Origin of the sequence: Paraburkholderia sp. Clong3 (assembly GCF_050436485.1) — a bacterium.
GTDB lineage: Bacteria > Pseudomonadota > Gammaproteobacteria > Burkholderiales > Burkholderiaceae > Paraburkholderia > Paraburkholderia tuberum.
Genome location: NZ_JBNDMH010000003.1, coordinates 532,513 through 552,853, shown reverse-complemented (window position 1 = coordinate 552,853; position 20,341 = coordinate 532,513). Strand labels below are relative to the sequence as shown.

The window sequence follows — 20,341 nt, the reverse complement described above, 5'->3', positions numbered from 1 at the left end:
GGGAGCTGGCGTCTAGATCGGATAATGACGCGGACTCGTCTGCACCGTGATCCAGCGCAACTCGGTGAACTCGGGAATCGACGCCTTGCTGCCGAAGCGCCCATAACCACTCGCCTTCACGCCGCCGAACGGCATCTGCGCCTCATCGTGCACGGTCGGGCCGTTGATGTGGCAGATGCCCGACTCGATGCGTTTCGCGACGTTCATCGCGCGCGCGATATCGCGGCTGAACACGGCGGCCGACAAGCCGTACTCGCTATCGTTGGCGACCGTCAGCGCCTCTTCGTCGCCGTCCACGCGCTGCACCGTCACCACGGGGCCGAACGATTCATCGGCATAAAGCTTCATCTCGCGCGTCACGTTCTCCACGATCACCGGCTGCATGATCGCGCCTTTCACCTCGCAACCGAGCGGCAGCTTCGCACCCTTTTCGCGGGCGTCTTCGACCAGCGCGCGAATGCGCCGCGCGGCGGCTTCGCTCTCGAGCGTGCCGAGGATCGAGCCCGGCTGTGTCGGATCGCCTGCCTTCAGCGTGCGCGCTTTCGCGACGAGCTTTTCGACGAACGCATCGGCAACCTTGCGATCGACGATCACGCGTTCCGTCGACATGCAGATCTGCCCTTGATTGAAGAACGCGCCGAACGCGATGCCCTCGACGGCAGCGTCGAGGTCCGCGTCGTCGAGCACGAGCACCGGCGCCTTGCCGCCCAGTTCGAGCAATGCGGGTTTCAGATGGCGCGCGGACAGCTCGGCGACGATGCGGCCGACACGCGTCGAACCGGTGAAATTCACACGCTTCACGGCAGGATTCGCGACCAGACGCTCGACGATCGCGGGCGCGTCTTCCGGCGCATGCGTGAGCACGTTGACGACGCCTTCGCCGAGACCCGCGTCGTTCAGCGCTTCGCCGATCAGCGCATGCACGCCGGGACAACCTTCCGATGCCTTCAGCACGACCGTGTTGCCGCACGCGAGCGGCATGGCGAGCGCGCGCGTCGCGAGAATCACGGGCGCGTTCCACGGCGCCATGCCAAGCACGACGCCGCACGGCTGGCGCACGGCCATTGCGAGGCTGCCCGGGACGTCGGACGGAATCACCGCGCCGTCGATCTGCGTCGTCATCGCCGCGGCTTCGCGCAGCATGTTGGCCGCGAGCATGACGTTAAAGCCGTACCAGTTCGCCATCGCACCCGTTTCGGCCGCGCCGATCTCGATGAACTCGGCCGTGCGCGCGTCCATGCGGTCGGCGGCGGCTAGCAGGCGTTTGCGGCGCTCCGTCGGCGTGAGCGCCGCCCATGCCGGGAACGCGCGCGCCGCCGCGGCGACGGCCGCATCGGCATCCTCGACGGTGGCCGCCGCGGCGCGGGTGGCAACCGCCCCCGTCGCGGGATTGATGCGCTCGAAGGTCTTGCCGTTCGACGCGGCACGTCTCGCGCCGCCAATCAAAAGGTTCGTCTGATGCATGTGTTCGTCTCCTCAGTCGTCCTGCTGAAGTGCGCCGCTTAGCGCTTGTAGGTCTGCAAGCCCGGCTTGATGCTCTTGTCGTCGAGGAACTGCTTGAGGCCCTGTTCGCGGCCGCCTTCCGGATCGCGATAGTTCGCCTGGTCGAGCTTCGCGTACAGGTAATCTTCGTTCTGCTCCCACGTGAGTTCGCGCGAACGCTTGAAGCCATGCTTCGCGTTGCGCAGCACGACCGGGTTCTTGTTCAGCAGCTTCGCCGCGAGAGCGATCGTTTCGTCGCGCAGTTGCGCGAGCGGCACGCTTTTGTTCACCAGACCCATCTTCGCGGCTTGCGGACCCGTGAAGGTGTCGCCCGTCATGATGTAGTACAGCGCTTCACGATGACCGACGGTATCGGCCATCGCCTTGCTCACGAGGTTGCCCGGCGGAATCCCCCAGTTGATTTCGGACAGGCCGAACACGGCTTCGTCCGCGGCGATCGCGAGATCGCAGGCGACGAGCGGAGAGAAGCCGCCGCCGAAGCACCAGCCGTTGACCATGGCGATCGTCGGCTTCGAGTACATGCGCAGCAATTGCCATTGCCAGCGGCTCGCGTCGCGGCGAATCCGCTCCTGCAGCACGTCCGGGCCCGCGTCCACTTCGCGGAAATATTCCTTCAGGTCCATGCCGGCCGTCCATGCACTGCCTTCGCCGGTCAACACGAGAACCTGGGCTTCGGCGTCGAGTTCGAGCGTCTCGAGAACGTCGATCATTTCCTTGTTCAGCGTCGGGCTCATCGCGTTGCGCTTATCCGGACGATTGAACGTGACCCAGGCGATTCCGCCTTCCACCGCGACCTTGACCGTTTTCCAGCGTCCTTCGTAACTCATCTGCTTCTCCGTATCAATGCCGCCCTCGCGGCCTGAGCTCAATTTAATATCAGGTGACCTGATAAGTAAAGTACAATATAGAAGTCTTGGTACAAACCCCTAACCGCCTATGCCGACGATCACGAGAAAGCCGTCAGGGTCTGAATCGACAGCGCGCGCCACGGCGCGGCGCAACCTGCGCAACCTGCGCGATCGAAGGCACGCTGCCGCTCCGGTGCGTCTCAGCTACCTGGCCGGGCAGCTCGACAAGATTCTCACGCGGCAGCTTTCCGAAGCGCTTGCCTCGCATGGTCTGACGTTGCCGCAATACACCGCGCTGTCGGTGCTGCGGGCGCGCGCACGTTCGTCGAACGCACAGCTCGCGCAGCGCTCGTTGATCACGCCGCAAGCGGCCAGCGCGGTCGTCAAATCGATGGAAGCGAATGGATGGGTGACGCGCGTGGCCGGTCCGCTCAACCGTCGCGTCGGGCTGCTGTCGCTGACGAAGGCCGGCGAAACATTGCTGGCTCAGTGCGACGGTGCCGCTGACAGGGTCGAGCAATCGATGCTCGGCGAAATCGATGAACACGATTCACAGATGCTGAAAAACCTGCTGTTGACGTGCGTGCGCAATCTTCGCGCAGCCTGACGCATCAGCGTTAATTACACATAGGAGACCCCATTGAACATCGATCAACTGAAGGCCATCGACACCCACGTGCACGCCGAGGTGTCGTGCTGCCAACCGCCGGACCTGTTTGCAAATGAATTCGACGAAGCCGCCGACAAATACTTCGGCACCGTGCTCAAACAAGGGTGCCGCCCGACCATTCCCGAAACGATCGAGCACTATCGGGAGCGCAATATCGGCTTCGTGATGTTTACCGTCGACTGCGAAGCGAACATCGGGCGCCGTCGCATTTCGAACGAAGAGGTCGCGGAGTTCGCGCAGAAAAACTCCGACATCATGATCGCGTTCGCCAGCATCGATCCGCACAAAGGCAAGTTCGGCGCGCGCGAAGCGCGGCGGCTCATCGAGGAGCACGGCGTGCGCGGTTTCAAGTTTCACCCCACGATGCAGGGTTTCTTCGCCAACGACCGCATGGCATACTCGCTCTACGAAGTGATTGCCGAGTACCGGCTGCCGGCGGTTTTTCACAGTGGACACTCGGGCATGGGCTCGGGCATGCGCGGCGGCGGCGGTTTGCGCCTCAAGTATTCGGAGCCGATCTACCTCGACGATGTCGCCGCCGACTTCCCTGACATGAAGATCGTGATCGCGCATCCCTCCTGGCCATGGCAGGAGCAGGCGCTGTCGATCGCGCTGCACAAGCCGAACGTGTATATCGATCTGTCGGGCTGGTCGCCGAAGTACTTTTCGCCCGAGCTGGTCAAATATGCGAACACGCTGTTGCGCAACAAGGTGCTGTTCGCGTCCGACTTCCCACTGATCCGCCCCGACCGCTGGCTCGAAGACTTCGATACGCTCGACATCAAGCCCGAAGTAAAGCCGCTCGTTCTGAAGGAGAACGCCGTCAGGTTGCTTGATCTGCGGGCCCGAGGCACGACGAATCACGAATGACGCATGGAAAATGGCCCGGCGCGAAAACGCCGGGCCAGCTGGGTCCATCAACGAAGAGTTAGCGTTTCGCGGCGTTGGAGCGAATGACGAGCAATGCTGTAATCGCCGCGATGATCGTCACCGGCACGCTCGCGCCGATGACGAGCGCCGAGCTCTTTCCCATCGCAAGCAATTGCCCGGCGGCTACGGGGCCGACAATCGAGCCGACGCGTCCCACCGCCACCGCGGCGCCGACTCCCGTACCACGCACGCTGGTCGGATAGCTGGCGGCGGACAGCGAATACAGCATCGACTGCGCGCCGACGACGCCCATCCCGGCAAACAGCACGGCAACGGACAGCGTCTCGATGCTGGCGACTTGCGAAAGCGCGACCAATGCACCGACGATGCACGCGTAGATTGCCGTGACTGACAGGCCTTGTCTGAAGCGGTCCATCAGCAGACCGATGCCCAGTACGCCGATCACACTGCCGACGTTGAAAAAGATCTGGGCAATCCCCGCCTGCGAGCGGCTCATGCCGCGCCCCACGGTCAACGAAGGCAGCCAGTTCAGCAGGAAGTAAAGAACGATCAGCGTGCAGAAGAAGCTGATCCAGATACCGATCGTCGCGGCGGCGCGCCCCTCGCCGAACAGGACTTCGCGCGTCGAAAGGAGCGGTTTGTCCGCCGTCGTGAATTCCCGCGATTCGGTGGCGAATTCGCGCGACTCAGGCAGCAATGCCATCAGCAGCGGAATGATGATCAGCGGTCCGGCTCCGCCCACGTAGAAGATATGACGCCACGCGGTAGCACCCGCGCTCAGTACGGCGATCAATGCGGCAAGCGCGCCGCCGAGCGGCATACCGCAATACATGACGCTAACCGCGGTGTTGCGGTGACGCGCATCGACCGCCTCGGACGACAACGCGATCAGGTTCGGCATCGCGCCGCCGAGCCCGATGCCCGTCAGCACGCGAGCAATCAGCAGACTTTCGAAACTCCAGACTTGCGCGGTCGCAATCGAGAAGATGCCGAATATCGCCATCGAGATCATCAGAACGCGCTTGCGGCCGATCCGGTCGGCGAGTCTGCCACCGATCATCGCGCCCGGCAAAAGCCCCAACATGCCGGCGCTGAAAGCGAGCCCCAACTGGCTGACCGACAAGCCGAACTCGTGCGCCATTCGAGGCGCCGCGACGCCAGTGGACTGCAGGTCGATACCCTCCAGCACTGCGACGAGAAAGCACAATGCCAACGTTAGTGCAGTACTGGAGCCCACCGCACTCGACCGATTAGCAACACTTGACATGACGTCTCCTTCACCTTTGATTGAATTGCCAGAGGCGAGCCACGCTTCGTTCTTCGACGAAGCGGCCATGGGAAGGAGAAGATTTCTGACAATGATCTTGCGCCACTTATCAGACTCCTTCCCACAGCGCCCCCGGAATTGACGATGAGTCTAGTCTCAGGATGCCTGATATTGAAAAGTAGAATATGATATGCCTGGTAGAAACACCTAAGGCAACCTGATAATGATCAAGACAATGGAGAAGCGGCGAACGCCCCTTGCCAAACAGGCCGGTTCAACGAAAACCGGTGCGCCACCTTCCCGCGTTTCCTATGTGGTCGGCCAACTCGACCGCCTGCTCAAACGCAGTTTGATCGATGTACTGGGTGAATTCGGGCTGACCTTGCCTCAGTTCACCGCGCTCTCCGTCATCAGCGCCAGCGGCGCGATGACCAATGCGAAACTCGCCGAACGCTCGTTCATCACGCCGCAGTCGGCCAACGAAGTTGTCAAGACGATGGAAGCCAACGGTTGGGTCGGACGCGTGGGGCATCCTACCCACGGTCGACTGATTCATCTGTTTCTGACCGACGAAGGGCGTCGGGTACTGCAGGAATGCGATTCGGCGATCGACGCGCTCGAAGCGTCCATGCTGGACGGAGTAACGGAAATCCCGGTCGATACGCTGCGCAAGGTGCTGCAGCGATGTGTGTCGAATCTGCGCGGTTGAATGGACGTTCCCAATGATAAAAGAGTCGCACTCGAATGGAGCGCGACTCTTTTTCTTTCGCCTGATGGAAGCAGGAAAACCTCAGCGACCGCCCGTCGATCTCGCTGAGACGCAGGCCTTTGGTTTCCCTTACCGATCGCTCCACCTACCGCGATCGTCTGCCGCATTCGGGCTGATTTCCGTTCAGCTCAGTGAAATCCCTGGTCGGCATTTAGCCGCGTATTACCTGGCCCACTGCGTCGATCGCTATATTGCTTCTCAACGGCCGCCGCCTTCACACCGCGATAGCGCGTCCGCCTCGCCATTTCCCACCCCATTCGAGAGGAGACGAAGCATGTCAAAGCGAATTCTTATCATCGCCGGCGATTTCGTCGAAGATTATGAGCTGATGGTGCCGTTTCAGGCACTGGCGGCAGTCGGGCATTCGGTGGACGTCGTCGCGCCCGGCAAGCGCGCGGGCGACGCGATTCGCACCGCCATCCACGACTTCGAAGGCGATCAGACCTACACCGAAAAGCGTGGCCATAACTTCACGCTGAACGCCGATTTCGCGTCGGTGAACCCCGCCCAATATGACGCGCTGCTCGTGCCCGGCGGCCGCGCCCCCGAATATCTGCGGCTCAACGACGAGGTGATCGGCTGGGTGCGCCAATTCGCCGAAGCGAAGAAGCCGATTGCCGCGGTCTGCCACGGCGCGCAACTGCTGGCTGCGGCAGGTGTGATCGAAGGCCGGCGCATCTCGGCGTATCCGGCCTGCGCGCCCGAAGTGAAGCTCGCGGGCGCGCAGTACGTGGCGCTCGACTGGCCTGACGCGATCACCGACGAGAACTTCGTCACCGCGCCCGCATGGACCTCGCACGTGAACTGGCTTGCGCAGTTCCTTGCGCTGCTGGGCACGCGCATCGCGCATTGAAGGAGCGCGCCTCGACCGAGGCGCGGCGCGGGCGACCAACCGTGTTAGGCTCGATCACGACGGCATGAGCGCCCGCGCCGCGCGCTTCGCGTCCTGCGACGTCATCATTCGCGAGAAAGGCTGAACGTATGTGCAACGTCTATGTCAACGCTGATCCGATCCTCTACGAGTCGCGTACGCGCGCGCTGCGCATTCATGGCGTCGTGACCACGGTGAGGCTCGAAAATCTCTTCTGGGACGTGCTTCGGGAAATCGCCAACCGCGAGAACGTGACGACGACCCAGTTCGTAGTGAAGCTTCACGACGAACTGGTCGCCTTGCGTGGCGAAGAGCCGTTGAATTTCGCGTCTTTTTTGCGCGTGTGCTGTTTGCGCTATCTATCGACGAGCGCCGCCCGCAACGAGGCCGCTGGCGACGTGTCGCTCAACGCCCCGTTTCAACCCAGAGTCGTGAAGACGGCTGTTTGACGGCTTCGGTCGCCTGGCGGTCGCCACAGTTGGCTAGCGCGGTGCGGTCCAGTCACGCGACGTACTGTCTCGACGCGTCAGTCAACCGACGCATCGCAGGCGCAATCAAGGGAAGCCGCCGTGGCCGGCCGTTCCAATACAGCAAGCCGTTGCAGTGCCACGAGGCCCAGTAGCGCGAGTCCAAGTCCCAGCGTGAAGTCAGCGTGAACGCCCGCACGGTCGACAATGGTGCCCCCCACTGCCGAGCCCACCGCAATCGCCACCTGGATGATGCTGACGAACATGGCCGACCCCGCTTCGGGCAGGTCTGTCGTGCCGCGCTGAATCCACACACTGAGGCAAAGCGGAAGCGCTCCGAACGCGATTCCCCACAGCAGCATCCCCGCGGTCTCGCCGATCGGCGAATGTTCGAGCAGCAACATCGACGACATCGCGCCCAATAGCAGCAGAACCATCGCGGCGACGGATTTCTTTAGATGGTCCGAAATCACCATCGATGTCAACGCATTGGAGAAGAAGCCGATCAGACCGAATCCGAACAGCAACAGCGTGATGGCGCTCAACGAGAAGTCGTGTTCGAGCAGCGGCGCAATATACGTGTAGGTCGAGAAATGCGCGCCGAAGACGAGCGCGACCATCACCATGCTCAACCTCGTATGAGGCCGGACAAGCAGGGTTTTGAAATCGGCGATCCGCAATGCCGATGCCGACGGCAACGAAGGCACGAGGAACGCCTGCGCCAGTAATGCGAGCGACACGAGGCCCGCGGTGGCGGCGAACGCCATGCGCCACGATGCAAACGATGCGATGAACGTCCCGAGCGGCACGCCGATCACGGTTGCGCAGGTCACGCCGGTCAGAATGGTCGCGGTCGCTTTGGCGGCATCCTTTGCTTGCACGAGTCGAGGAGCCGCCGCCGTCGCCAGAGTCCAGAAGCCACCCAGCGCGCCGCCAAGCAGAGCCCGTCCTACGAGCATGATCGCGAGGTTCGGTGCGATGGCACACACGACGTTCGCGATCAACAGTACCGCCGTGAGGAACAGGAAAACGTACCGGCGGTCCATGCGGCCCGCGCTGACTATCAGCGTCGGCGCCAATATCGCGGCCATCACGCCGGGCGTGGTGACCATGAGGCCAGCGACACCGGTCGACACGCCGAGGTCGTGTGCGATTTGCGGCAACAGCCCGACAGGCAAAAACTCGGCCGTGACGAAGGCGAATGCGCTTACCGCTACCGCTATGACGGAGAGCCATTGACCCGCGGAGGTTGAATGTCCTTCCAACGATGCCGGGATTGCAGGTGTATCGATTTGCATGACGACCTTGATGCCAGATTGAAGTCTCGTACTTTAGGCTGGGTCTCATGTCCGAAAAAGAGTCGTCCGATGAAAAGACTAGAAGGTGTGGCTGAACAATGCCTCTGCGGCGAAATCTCGCTATGAGTCAGCTAGTCTCGCGAAACGACCCGTACGGCTCTTCCATATACGTCGGCACGGAAGCGTTCGCCATCAGCAACGTGATGCGCATTGGCCAAACCGTCGACGCTCCTACTGTTTTTTTGACAGTCTTCCACAATGTTACGAGGTCTCGTAAGTCGTGCCGCCGTGCGTTCTCAGGGCCGCGATAGAGGTATTGCAGCGTTCGCGGCGGTTTGAGGGCTTCGTTTTTTGCAGCGTGCAATTGAGCCCCCGTGATAGGTATACCAACTGATCTGATCGCACCAGGGAGGCGGATTATGTTGTTCCATTCAGCCCCGGGAGTCCCTGAAGGAATTACGCGATGGACCTTATCAAGAAATTCAATGCGTTCCATGACTGGTATTTGATGGGCGTATCCGCGGACCGTGAGGCAAGCATCGTTGAGCTTGCCTTGATGTTCGACAACAGGAAAGACCGGGTTCGCGTTCAATTCAAGGGCGCGACGCGCAGTCTTGCGAACGATTTCCTCATCCAGAACGTTATTTATGAAGTAAAGGTACTCACGGATTTCCAGTCCCCTGATTATCAGCGCGCCCTCCATGCGCTAGAAAAATCATATTTCGGGAAAGAGAACCGCCCCAATATGCCGATTGCATCCGTAGGCGCCTCGTTGGGCGCGGAATTGCTCATCGAGTTCGATACGGTGGATGTCGTCACGGATCTACTCTGAACAGCAAGGGTGAGCGCGTTGTCGGGCCGTCGCCTTTCGCTAAGCGAATAAAACACAGACTAATGAACGCGTCACACGCCAATTAATAAAGACCCTCCATCTCCCGCCAGGAAATTGCAAATTTCAGGCGTTCCCGTCCGAAATCGTCTTGTCTTGCAATCTGCGCTCAGTAACATATGCTCTTTTTCAGAGCGCTTTCCGGGTCCTTTTTTCCGGGACCAAGGTGCAAAAGGTTGCGCACGGGTGCGAGGCGGCCCGGCAAATGCAAACAGCGCCGTCGGAGCGCGCCTGACGTTTCTCCATTCATCCCGGTCGAGGCGGCGCGGGCGCACACGGGCGACGTGCGCGACCTTGTTTGGTTTCCCGAGTTTTTGTCACCGACGCTTTTGTAACGTCCGCCGCTCACAAGTGGGTGAGCGGCGTGAGCGGCAATGGTGCCGACCGCACGTGTGAATGTCGCGCCCATGCGGCTCGAGTCGAGCCACCTGAGGCGAGCGTCAATGTACAAGGAGTCCTGGCGATGAAAGCTCCTCAGCGTCCTCAGCGCATCGGGTTGATGGCGCCACTGTCGGGCGTACTGGTTCCTCTCGAGAGCGTGCCCGATCCGGTCTTCGCCCAGAAGATGGTCGGCGATGGCGTGTCGATCGATCCGACCTCGGATGAACTGCTGTCGCCGCTTGCCGGCAAGGTCACGCAACTCCATAGCTCTGGCCACGCCACGACGATCACCGGCGACAACGGTCTGCAAGTGCTGCTGCACATCGGGCTCGACACCGTGTTGCTGCGCGGCGAGGGCTTCATGCCGTTGGTCAAGGAAGGCGACGCCGTCGCGACGGGCACGCCGCTGATCCGCTTCGACCCAATCGCGGTCGGCGCAAAAGCAACCAGCCTGCTCACGCAAATGGTGATCGCCAATGGCGATCTCGTCACGCGCTACGTTCCCGCGAAAGGGCTCGTCGTCGCCGGCACCGACGTCGCGCTGTACGTCGAGCTGGTCGGCAGCATGGAGGACAAGGACACGGCCAGCGCCACCGGCGCGATCTTCTCCGACGAGATCACGCTGCCGAATCCAGCGGGCCTGCATGCACGGCCCGCCGCGGTCGTCGCGGTCGAGGCGAAGAAATTCAAGTCCGAGATCCGGCTGCTGCGCGGCGATGCCAGCGCAAATGCCAAGTCCGTCGTCGCGATCATGGGGCTCGCAACGAAGTTCGGCGACAAGCTGCGCGTCGAGGCCCGCGGTCCCGACGCGGCGGAGGCGGCCAGCACCGTCGCGCGTCTGCTTGGCGAGGGATCGGGCGAAAAGCCCGGCGATGCGCCCGCACCTGCGGCGGCTGCGCCGGTGCCAGCACCGACCGAAGCGGCTCCCGCCGACACCAACGAATTCATCGGCGTATCCGCTTCGCCAGGGCTTTCGGTCGGCAGGATCGTGCAGTTCCGCCAGCAGGTCATCGAGGTGAACGAAGCGGGCGAGTCGCCGCAACGCGAACGGGCGCAACTCGAAGCGGCCCAGCATCAGGCGCGTCAGCAGATCGAGGCGCTCAAGGCGACGCTCACCGATCCGTCGAAAGCGCAGATTCTCGACGCGCATCTCGAACTGCTGGACGATCCTGGCCTCAACGACGCCGCGATCAGCAGCATCAGCGCGGGAAAGGGCGCGGGGTTCGCGTGGCGCGATGCGTTCCAGAACCATGCAAGCACGCTCGAAAAGCTCGACAATCCGCTGCTGCGCGAACGCGCCGGCGATATCCGCGACGTCGGCCGCCGTGTGCTCGCGCTGCTCGCCGGCGTGAAGCAGGCGCAGATCGACGTGCCTGACGAATCGATCCTGATTGCCGAGGAGCTCTCGCCGTCCGACACCACGTCGCTCGATCGCAGCAAGGTGCTCGGCTTTTGCACGACGAGCGGCGGCGCGACGAGCCACGTCGCGATCCTCGCGCGCTCGCTCGGCATTCCGGCGATCTGCGGTATCGACGCGCGCGCGCTGCAACTCGCCGACGGCACGCCCGTCGTGCTCGACGGTTCGCGCGGCAGCTTGCGGCGCAACCCGAGCGCCGAGGAACTCGAGAAGGCGCGCGAACGCATCAGCCGCCAGGCCGCCAAACGCGAAGACGAAAAGCTCGCGGCAACCAAACTCGCAATGACGGCCGACGGCCACCGCGTCGAGGTCGTCGCGAACATCCGCAATGCGCAGGAAGCACGCGACGCGGTCGCGGCCGGCGCCGAAGGTGTGGGCCTGTTGCGCTCCGAGTTCCTGTTCGACGCGCGAGACACCGCGCCGACCGAAGACGAACAGGCCGCCGAATATAGCGCCGTCGCCGAAGCGCTTGGCCGCGAGCGGCCGCTCGTGGTCCGCACGCTCGACGTCGGCGGCGACAAACCGCTGTCGTATCTGCCGCTGCCGAAGGAAGACAACCCGTTTCTCGGCCTGCGCGGTGTGCGCGTGAGCCTGGCGCGTCCCGACATCTTCCGCACGCAACTGCGCGCGATCCTGCGCGCGGCGCCGCTTGGGCATCTGCACGTGATGTTCCCGATGATTGCCGCGATCGAGGAGGTGCGGGCAGCGCGCAAGATCCTGCTCGAAGAAGCCGGCGATCGCGCGGCGAGCGTGAAAGTCGGCATCATGATCGAAGTCCCCGCGGCCGCGCTGATCGCCGAGCCGCTCGCACGCGAAGTCGATTTCTTCTCGATCGGCACGAACGATCTCACGCAATACACGCTCGCGATGGACCGCGGCCATCCGCAGCTCGCGAAGCAGGCCGACGCGCTGCACCCGGCGGTGTTGCGTCTGATCGGCATGACGGTCGACGGTGCGCACAAGCATGGCAAATGGGTCGGCATTTGCGGCGGGATCGCGTCGGATGCGATGGCGGTGCCGGTGCTCGTCGGCCTTGGCATCGACGAGCTGTCGGTGAGCATTCCGGCGGTCGGTTCGATCAAGGCTCAGCTTGCACGCGTGACGACCGAAGAAGCCAGGAAGCTCGCCGCCGAGGTGCTGTGTCTGGGCACCGCCGCGGAAGTCCGCGCGCATCTGTCGCGCTTTGCCGAGTGAGCGGATCAACAGGAGATCAGCCATGTTCTCGCATGCCTTCGGAGTCTTGCAGAAGATCGGCAAATCGCTGATGCTGCCCGTCGCCGTGCTCCCGGTGGCCGGCCTGCTGCTCGGTCTCGGCGCCACCGACTTTCACGGTTACGTGCCGGCCGTCGTGCTCGCGCTGATGAAGAACGCGGGCGACGTGATCTTCGGCAACCTACCGCTGATCTTCGCGATCGGCGTCGCGCTCGGCTTCACCGAGAACGATGGCGTCTCGGGCATCGCCGCAACGATCGGATATCTGGTGATGACGGCCACGTTGGGTGTGATCGGCAAGCTCCAGGGCGTCGAAACCGACACGATCATGGGCATACCATCGATCCAGACCGGCGTGTTCGGCGGCATCCTCGCCGGTGGTCTTGCGGCATGGATGTTCAACCGCTACTACCGGATCACGTTGCCGCCCTATCTCGGCTTCTTCGCCGGCAAGCGCTTCGTGCCGATCGTGACCGCGATCGGCTCGATCGTGCTCGGCGCGATCCTGTCTTTCGTGTGGCCGCCGATCGGCAGCGCAATCAAGGCTTTTTCGCATTGGGCGGCGGTTTCCGACCCGCGCACCGCCGCGACGGTCTATGGTTTCGTCGAACGTCTGCTGATTCCGTTCGGCCTGCATCACATCTGGAACGTGCCGTTCTTCTTCGAAATGGGCAGCTACCTCGACCCGACGACCGGCAAGACGGTTCACGGCGACATCACCCGTTTTTTCGCGGGCGACCGGACCGCGGGCATCCTGGCGGGCGCGTTCCTGTTCAAGATGTTCGGCCTGCCGGCCGCGGCGATCGCGATCTGGCATTGCGCGAAGCCGGAGAAGAAGGTGGCCGTCGGCGGCATGATGGTCTCGGCCGCGCTGACTTCTTTCCTCACCGGCATCACCGAGCCGATCGAATTCGCGTTCCTGTTCGTCGCGCCGGTGCTTTACCTGATTCACGCATGCCTCGCGGCGTCGGCGCAGTTCGTGGCGAACACACTGGGCATGCGCATGGGCTTCACGTTTTCGCAAGGCGGCATCGATTTTCTGATGTTCAACCTGATCGGCGGGAAGGCCACGCACGCGTGGTACGTTTTCATCCTTGGTCCAATTTACGCGGTGATCTATTACGGCGTGTTCCGCTTCGTCATCACGCGCTTCAACCTCAAGACACCCGGCCGCGAGGACGACACGGCTGAAACAGCGGCGGTTGCCGCGAGCGGCGCGGGAGGACGTTCGCGCGAACTCGTACTCGCCTTTGGCGGCCGCTCCAATATCACGAGTCTCGACGCTTGCATCACGCGGCTGCGCATCTCCGTGAAGGACCCGGCGGGCGTCGACGAACACAAGCTCAAGGCGCTCGGTGCCGCGGGGGTTGTGCGCGTGGGCAACGGCGTGCAGGCGATCTTCGGGCCGTTGTCGGAGAACATGAAAACCGACATGCAGGACTATCTGAAGACAGCGGGCGCCGACGCGGATTTGCCGGCGGCGGGGGTGCCTGGTGTGGAAGGCGCAGCGGCGGCGGCTCCAGCGGGTGTGGCTGCCTCGGTGCAAAACTCGCCGCAGGAAACGGAGCGCGCGGAAAAGATTCGTGCGGCGCTGGGCGGCGCGGCCAACATCAGGAAGCTCGACGCGCTGGCGGCCACGCGGTTGCGTGTCGAGCTATCGGACGCGTCGCGCATCGACGCGGCCGCATTGAAAGCGGCGGGCGTGGTCGCGACGCAAGCGTTGAAGAACGGCGCACTCGATCTGATCGTGGGTCTCGGCTCGGGCAACCTCGCAGGCGCAATGCGATAGCAGCAACGAGTATCGTCAGCAACTGCCGTGCGTCGAACGCGAGGCCTACCCGGTGGAAGCGCTCAGTCGCGTTGCTTTGTCCACCTATAGGGGGCGGCATGGAAGCAGCCAGAACTTTCCTCGAAACTCAGCCGCTGTTCGCGCTTTTTCTGACCATCGCGCTTGGCTACCTGGTCGGCGAAATCACTATCAAGGGCGTGGCTCTAGGCTCGGGGGCCGTGCTGTTCGTTGGACTGGCGCTCGGCGCGTTCGCGCCGAAATCCGCGCCGCCGGCGTTGCTGGGCACGCTCGGTCTGCTCCTGTTTCTGTATGGCATCGGCATTCAGTACGGCGCGCAGTTCTTCCGCGGACTCACGAGCCGGGAAGGCGTGAAGGCCAACGCGGCCGCATGTCTGGGCGTGATCGTTTCGGGTCTGGTGGCGTGCGCCTTCATCCATTTCGGCATCACGCTCGCCGATGCGCTCGGCATGTTCGCCGGCAGCGGCACCAGCACGGCGAGCCTGCAGGTTGCCATCGCATCGATGAAAAGCAGCAATGCCGCCGTGGCTTATAGCGTCACCTATCCGTTCGGCGTGGCCGGGCCGATCCTATTCCTCTATGTGCTTAACTCGGTCCTGAAAGCCAAAATACCGAAACCGCCCGCGAAGGTGCTGGAGACCGCGGAAATCGCGCTGCGCAATGCCAGTCTCTTCGGTCTCAAGCTGTCGGAGCTCTCGACTCGCCTGCCTGCCGGCGTAGTGATCGCGGCCGTGCGGCGCGCGCATCACAATCAGCTGCCCAGCGACGACTTCACGCTGCGCGCCGACGACGTCCTCCTTGCCACCGCCACCGAGCGCCGCCCGCTCGACGAAGCAACGGCGCTCTGCGGCGAGCTACAGCCCGGGCGTATCTCGAGTCATCGGGAAGACCTGGACTATATGCGCGTGTTCGCGTCGAGTCCGTCAGTCGTCGGCACGGCGCTCGGCAATCTGCGCTTTCCGGATGGCGTGAACTGCGCGGTCGCGCACGTGCGGCGCGGCGACGCCGATCTACTGTCGACGCCAGAGCTCATTCTCGAAGCTGGCGACCGCGTCGGCCTGCTCGTCAGTAGCGCGCATCGCGCGAGGGTCCGCGCGTTTTTCGGCGATTCGATCAAGGGCACGGCCGACCTCAGTTTCATCTGTCTGGGCATCGGCGCGGCAGCGGGGCTGCTGGTCGGCGCGATCCCGCTGCGCGCGCCCGGTCTCGGCGTGTTCAGCCTGGGTCTCGCGGCGTTGCTACTGGTCGCGCTGTGCCTCGGCAAGGCGCGCCGCAACGGACCGTTCGTGTGGGTGATGCCGCTCTCTGCAAATCTCGTGCTGCGCAATCTCGGGCTGACGATTTTTCTCGCGCAGGTGGGCCTGTCTTGCGGACCGAAGTTCGTCGCGACCGTCGGCAGTGCCGGACCGCTGCTGCTGCTTTATGGCGTGATCACGCTGCTGGTGCTGGTCGGCGTCACGGCTGTGTGCTGCCTGTGGGTCTTCAGACTGTCTTTCGATACATCGGTCGGCGTGATCTGCGGGGCGACCGGCAATCCCGCGATTCTCGCCTTCGCCAACCGCATCGCGCCGACGGATCAGCCCGACATCATGTACGCGATGATTTTTCCGTCGATGACCATCGTCAAGGTGCTTTTCGTGCAGATCGCCATCGCGATCGCAGCCGGCTAGGCGAGACCGTTATCGCGACCTGCCGCTGTTCGACCCTAAAGCTTCCGTCCTCGTAGACAGCGGCGAACCGCGGAGCGGCGGACAGCCGCAGACTTCCGCGAATATCAGGAACGCCGCTTGCGCCACCTGGAGCCGCGCGACGTAGTCTGGAACCATGATGCGGACGGCTCGGCGATGGAGGCTAGATGAAAGGACGGGTGGCGAGTGCAGGCGTGGCCGTTGTTCTGGTTGCCCTCATGGCCGCATACGGCGGACCCACCGCGCATGCACGGGAGCCCGCGTCGAGTCCCGTCACCGCGCCCATCGCGGCCGGCAGAGATACCGCGGCCGCGGCGCGCGGTGCGAAGCTCGCGGCCGTTGGCAATTGCGTCGCGTGCCACACCGCGACGGGCGGCCTTCCGCTCGCGGGCGGACTGCCACTGCATACACCGTTTGGCGTCATTTACTCGACCAACATCACTCCGGACAACGAGACGGGTATCGGGGGCTGGTCACTCGACGCGTTCGCACGCGCAATGCGGCGCGGCGTGTCCAGCGACGGCCATCTGCTCTATCCCGCGTTCCCCTATCCGCACTTCACGCACATCAGCGATGCCGATATGGGCTCGCTGTATGCGTGGCTGATGAGCCGCGCTCCCGTCAAGGCGCCTGCGCCGCACAACGAGCTGATCTTCCCGCTCGGCTTCAGGCCCCTCATCGCCGTGTGGAATCTTTTTTACCTGCATACCGGTACCGAACCCGCGCCGGCCCCGCCCGAAGCGCCGGACGTCGCACGCGGACGATACCTGGTCGAAAGCCTCGGTCATTGCGGTGCGTGCCACACGCCGCTCGACCGCCTCGGTGCCGAGCGCCGCGACCGCGCGCTGCAAGGCGGCACGATCGACGGATGGGACGCGCCCGCGCTGACGGACCTCGCGTCACGCCCCACGCCCTGGACGCAGGCACAGCTCGTCAGCTATCTGCGCACGGGCCTCGCGAGCGCCCATGGGGCGGCGGCGGGTCCGATGCGCCCCGTCACGCGCATGCTCGCGGACGCATCCGCCTCCGACGTAGAGGCAATTGCCGCGTATCTGCTGGCGTTGCCGTCCGGGGGCCCAGGCGTGCCGGAGCATCCGGTCGCCTCGCCCTCCGCTTCCGCCGCGCCCGTGTCCACCGCGCCCGGCGGCGGCGCGAATCTATTCTCCGCGGCCTGTGCATCGTGCCATGCCGAAGGCGCGCCGATGTCGAGCGGGGGCGCTCGACCGTCGCTGTCCCTTTCCACGGCCGTCAACGCCGACAGCCCGCGCAACATGGTCCGCATCATCCTCGATGGAATCGACTGGCACGAAAGCGATAGCGCGCCCTTCATGCCATCATTCGCCAACACATTCACGGATGCGCAGATAGCGGAGCTCGCCAACTACACGCGCGAACGCTTCACCGCGCGCGACGCGTGGCCCTCGCTCGACGCCGGCGCGGTTGCGCATTTTCGCAAGGACGGCCTGCCACGATGATCACGCTCAACGTCAACGGAGTCAGTCATACGGTCGATGTCGACCCGTCAACGCCGCTGCTCTACGTGCTGCGCAACCAGTTGCAGCTCGATGGCGCGAAGTTCGGCTGCGGTCTCGGTCAATGCGGCGCATGCACGGTCAGCGTCGGCGGCGAACCGGTGTTCTCGTGCCTCATGCCGGTCGTGGCCGTTGGCGACCGGCCAGTGCGAACCGTCGAAGGACTTGGCAGCGCGCAACATCCGGGACCACTTCAGCAAGCCTTCATTGACGAGCAAGCCGCGCAATGCGGCTATTGCATCGCCGGTATGATCATGCGCGCGCACACGCTGCTGGAGCGAACCCCGCACCCAGGCGATGAACAGATCCGCCGCTACATGCAGCCGAACCTGTGCCGCTGCGGCACGCACATGCGCATACTCGCGGCGATCCGGCAAGCCGCGACGGGTTCGCCGCGAACGGACGAAGGAGCGCAGTCGTGAGCGACGGCCCCCCGTGCTCCGTCGCTCACGGCAGCGGCCCCGATGACCCCGCGCGGCGCCGCTTCCTCGTTGGCGGCTCGCTGATGGTGAGCTTCGCGATCGTGCCCGGCATGGCCGCGCTTGCGCAAACCACCATCGAAGCGGGCACCTTCAACGCGAGCGCCCCGAAACTGCCGGGCAGTCTCAAGAGCACGCCGTTGCTCGATGCGTGGATCAAGGTCGCCCCTGACGGCCACGTGAGCGTATTCACGGGCAAGGCGGAGCTTGGCACAGGCATTCGCACCGCGCTGCTGCAGGTCGCCGCGGAAGAGCTGGATCTCGCGCCGCATGCGATCGAGCTGATCACCGCCGACACCGCCGCAACGCCGAACGAAGGCTACACCGCAGGCAGTCACACGATGGCGGACAGCGGCACCGCGATCCTCAACGCCGCCGCTCAGGTACGCGCGCTGCTGGTCGCGAGCGCGGCGTCGCAGTTGGGCGTCGACGCAGCGGCCCTGACGACGCGCGACGGCGCCGTCATTGCCGCCGACGGAAGACGCGTGAGCTATGGCGAAGCCGTGCAATACGCGAACCTCCATCAGAACGCGCAGCCCGACGCGCCGAAAAAGCCGCCATCGGCCTACGCGCTGATTGGTCATATGCTGCCGCGCGTGGATATACCGGGCAAGGTGACGGGCGGCGCGAGCTACGTCCAGGACCTGCGGCCGCACGGCATGCTGCATGCCCGCGTGGTGCGGCCGCCGTCTTATGGCGCGAGCCTCGTCGCAGTCGATAGCGGGCGCGTCCAGGCGCTACCCGGCGTCATCAAGGTCGTGCGCAACGGCAACTACCTCGCAGTGGTCGCCGACGACGAATGGCGCGCGATCCTCGCGATGCGTGAGCTTGCGCTTGCCGCGCAATGGCAGGCCGGGCCGCCGCTGCCCGATCCGGCGAACGTTCACGCATTGCTGATGAGTCTGCCTTCACAGGAAATCGCGGTGGCCGATCAGGGCGCAGCGACGGGCGCGGCCGCGCCTGTGGCGACGCTGCGGGCGCGCTATTCGAGGCCGTATCTGACGCATGGCTCGATTGGGCCATCGTGCGCTGTCGCGCAGCTCGACAACGATGTGATGACCGTGTGGACGCACACGCAAGGCGTCTATCCGCTGCGTGCGGGCATCGCCGAAATGCTCGCGATGCCACCCGACAAGGTGCGCTGCGTGCATGTGGAAGGTTCGGGCTGCTACGGACACAACGGCGCGGACGATGTCGCGGCCGACGCCGCCCTCGTTGCACGCGAGCTGCCTGGCCGCCCGGTGCGCGTGCAATTGATGCGCGAACAGGAACACATGTGGGAGCCGTTCGGCCCGGCCATGACAGTCGAGGCGAATGCAACGCTCGATTCGGCAGGCACGCTTGCCGACTGGCGTTACGAGCTATGGAGCAACACGCATAACAACCGCATCGAGAATGCGGGCCGCCTGTTGCCCGCGCAGCTCCTTGCGCAACCGTTCACCCCCGCGCCGCCGAAGCCGATTCCGATGCCGGAAGGCGGAGGCGACCGCAACAGCATTCCGCTTTACCGCGTGCCCAGCCTGCACGTGCAGCATCATTTCGTGCCGACGATGCCGATACGCGTCTCTGCCATGCGCTCGCTCGGCGCGCACATGAACGTGTTCGCGATCGAGAGCTTCATCGACGAGCTCGCCAGAGCCGCGCACGCCGACCCCGTCGCGTTTCGCCTCAAACATCTCGATGATCCGCGCGCGCATGGCGTCATTAGCGCCGTAGTCGATCAATTCGGCTGGCGAGCCCGCAGCGCGCGAACGGGCGACTCGAGCCCGCGCTCGCACGGTACCGGCTTTGCGTTTGCCCAATACAAGAACCTGATGGCCTACCTTGCCGTCGCGATGGACGTGACGGTCATGCGCGATACCGGCGAGCTCAGCATCGAGCGTGTCGTAGCAGCCGTCGATTGCGGACAGATCGTCAATCCGGACGGCGTGCGCAATCAGATCGAAGGCGGCATTTTGCAAACCACGAGCTGGACGCTCTATGAAGAAACGCATTTCGACCCGCAACGCATCACGAGCTATGACTGGAGCACTTATCCGATCATGCGCTTCTCGTCTGTACCCAAACGCGTGGACGTGCTGTTGATCGACCGGCCGGGCCTGCCATTCCTCGGGGTCGGGGAAGCGGCGCAAGGCCCGGCCGCCGCGGCGCTCGCGAATGCGATCGACGACGCGACCGGTGTGCGGATCCGCGACTTGCCGTTGCTCGGGACGAAGGGGAAGAACCTGCTCAAGGCATGAGGCTTTCGTTCCGCAAAAGTACAGATACTGGCGTGTAAAAGCCAAATAAGCCTATGGCTGGGTCCAGGCCCCTTGTCAAACGAACGCGACGCGCGCGACCTTCGGCGCGGCG

The 20,341-nt window shown here is 63.9% G+C and carries 16 protein-coding genes; 12 read left to right on the top strand and 4 right to left on the bottom strand.

The window, feature by feature from the left end:
* Window positions 1–12 precede the first annotated feature (12 nt).
* Entirely contained in the window at window positions 13–1,464 is a 1,452-nt protein-coding gene (locus OKW30_RS25985; protein WP_184064501.1) for an aldehyde dehydrogenase, read from the bottom strand.
* A 38-nt stretch (window positions 1,465–1,502) separates the two neighbouring features.
* Window positions 1,503–2,330 (bottom strand): p-hydroxycinnamoyl CoA hydratase/lyase, encoded by an 828-nt coding sequence (locus tag OKW30_RS25980; RefSeq protein WP_090810398.1) that lies wholly within the window; start codon window positions 2,328–2,330, stop codon window positions 1,503–1,505.
* Between the two features lie 214 nt (window positions 2,331–2,544).
* Between OKW30_RS25980 and OKW30_RS25975 the strand changes: the two genes are divergently transcribed.
* On the top strand, window positions 2,545–2,958 hold the full coding sequence (locus OKW30_RS25975) for a MarR family winged helix-turn-helix transcriptional regulator (RefSeq protein WP_311539611.1): 414 nt from the start codon (window positions 2,545–2,547) through the stop codon (window positions 2,956–2,958).
* Window positions 2,959–2,991: 33 nt separating this feature from the next.
* Window positions 2,992–3,891, top strand: a complete 900-nt coding sequence (locus OKW30_RS25970; protein ID WP_429347991.1) for an amidohydrolase family protein — start codon at window positions 2,992–2,994, stop codon at window positions 3,889–3,891.
* 58 nt (window positions 3,892–3,949) lie between these two features.
* Here OKW30_RS25970 and mhpT read toward each other — a convergent pair whose 3' ends face one another.
* Entirely contained in the window at window positions 3,950–5,179 is a 1,230-nt protein-coding gene (mhpT, locus tag OKW30_RS25965; RefSeq protein WP_429347990.1) for a 3-(3-hydroxy-phenyl)propionate transporter MhpT, read from the bottom strand.
* Between the two features lie 235 nt (window positions 5,180–5,414).
* Between mhpT and OKW30_RS25960 the strand changes: the two genes are divergently transcribed.
* From OKW30_RS25960 to OKW30_RS25950, 3 genes are all read left to right on the top strand, one after another.
* Window positions 5,415–5,888: a MarR family winged helix-turn-helix transcriptional regulator gene (locus OKW30_RS25960; protein ID WP_429347989.1), complete on the top strand. Its 474-nt coding sequence runs from the start codon at window positions 5,415–5,417 to the stop codon at window positions 5,886–5,888.
* Window positions 5,889–6,222: 334 nt separating this feature from the next.
* Window positions 6,223–6,801, top strand: coding sequence for a DJ-1/PfpI family protein (locus OKW30_RS25955; protein WP_184064488.1), 579 nt, complete (start codon window positions 6,223–6,225; stop codon window positions 6,799–6,801).
* Window positions 6,802–6,929: 128 nt separating this feature from the next.
* A complete protein-coding gene (locus OKW30_RS25950) occupies window positions 6,930–7,268 on the top strand; it encodes a ribbon-helix-helix domain-containing protein (RefSeq protein ID WP_184052147.1) in 339 nt (112 codons plus the stop codon).
* 77 nt (window positions 7,269–7,345) lie between these two features.
* Here the strand turns inward: OKW30_RS25950 and OKW30_RS25945 are convergent, their stop codons facing one another.
* Entirely contained in the window at window positions 7,346–8,584 is a 1,239-nt protein-coding gene (locus OKW30_RS25945) for an MFS transporter (RefSeq protein WP_429347988.1), read from the bottom strand.
* Window positions 8,585–9,047: 463 nt separating this feature from the next.
* Between OKW30_RS25945 and OKW30_RS25940 the strand changes: the two genes are divergently transcribed.
* From OKW30_RS25940 to OKW30_RS25910, 7 genes are all read left to right on the top strand, one after another.
* Window positions 9,048–9,416, top strand: a complete 369-nt coding sequence (locus OKW30_RS25940; protein WP_429347987.1) for a hypothetical protein — start codon at window positions 9,048–9,050, stop codon at window positions 9,414–9,416.
* Window positions 9,417–9,936: 520 nt separating this feature from the next.
* Window positions 9,937–12,465, top strand: a complete 2,529-nt coding sequence (gene ptsP, locus OKW30_RS25935) for a phosphoenolpyruvate--protein phosphotransferase (RefSeq protein WP_429347986.1) — start codon at window positions 9,937–9,939, stop codon at window positions 12,463–12,465.
* Window positions 12,466–12,487: 22 nt separating this feature from the next.
* Window positions 12,488–14,272 carry a PTS glucose transporter subunit IIBC gene (ptsG, locus tag OKW30_RS25930; protein WP_429347985.1) on the top strand — a complete coding sequence of 595 codons (1,785 nt, stop codon included), beginning with the start codon at window positions 12,488–12,490 and terminating at the stop codon, window positions 14,270–14,272.
* Window positions 14,273–14,370: 98 nt separating this feature from the next.
* A complete protein-coding gene (locus OKW30_RS25925; RefSeq protein WP_429292196.1) occupies window positions 14,371–15,960 on the top strand; it encodes an aspartate:alanine exchanger family transporter in 1,590 nt (529 codons plus the stop codon).
* Window positions 15,961–16,145: 185 nt separating this feature from the next.
* Complete coding sequence (locus OKW30_RS25920) at window positions 16,146–17,453, top strand: c-type cytochrome (protein ID WP_429347984.1); 1,308 nt, start codon at window positions 16,146–16,148, stop codon at window positions 17,451–17,453.
* The gene (locus OKW30_RS25915) at window positions 17,450–17,932 is read left to right on the top strand and encodes a (2Fe-2S)-binding protein (RefSeq protein ID WP_184064464.1); all 483 of its coding nucleotides are present in this window, start codon (window positions 17,450–17,452) and stop codon (window positions 17,930–17,932) included. The genes OKW30_RS25920 and OKW30_RS25915 overlap by 4 nt, the downstream gene beginning before the upstream one ends.
* Entirely contained in the window at window positions 17,929–20,229 is a 2,301-nt protein-coding gene (locus OKW30_RS25910) for a molybdopterin cofactor-binding domain-containing protein (protein ID WP_429347983.1), read from the top strand. The genes OKW30_RS25915 and OKW30_RS25910 overlap by 4 nt, the downstream gene beginning before the upstream one ends.
* Window positions 20,230–20,341 lie beyond the last annotated feature (112 nt).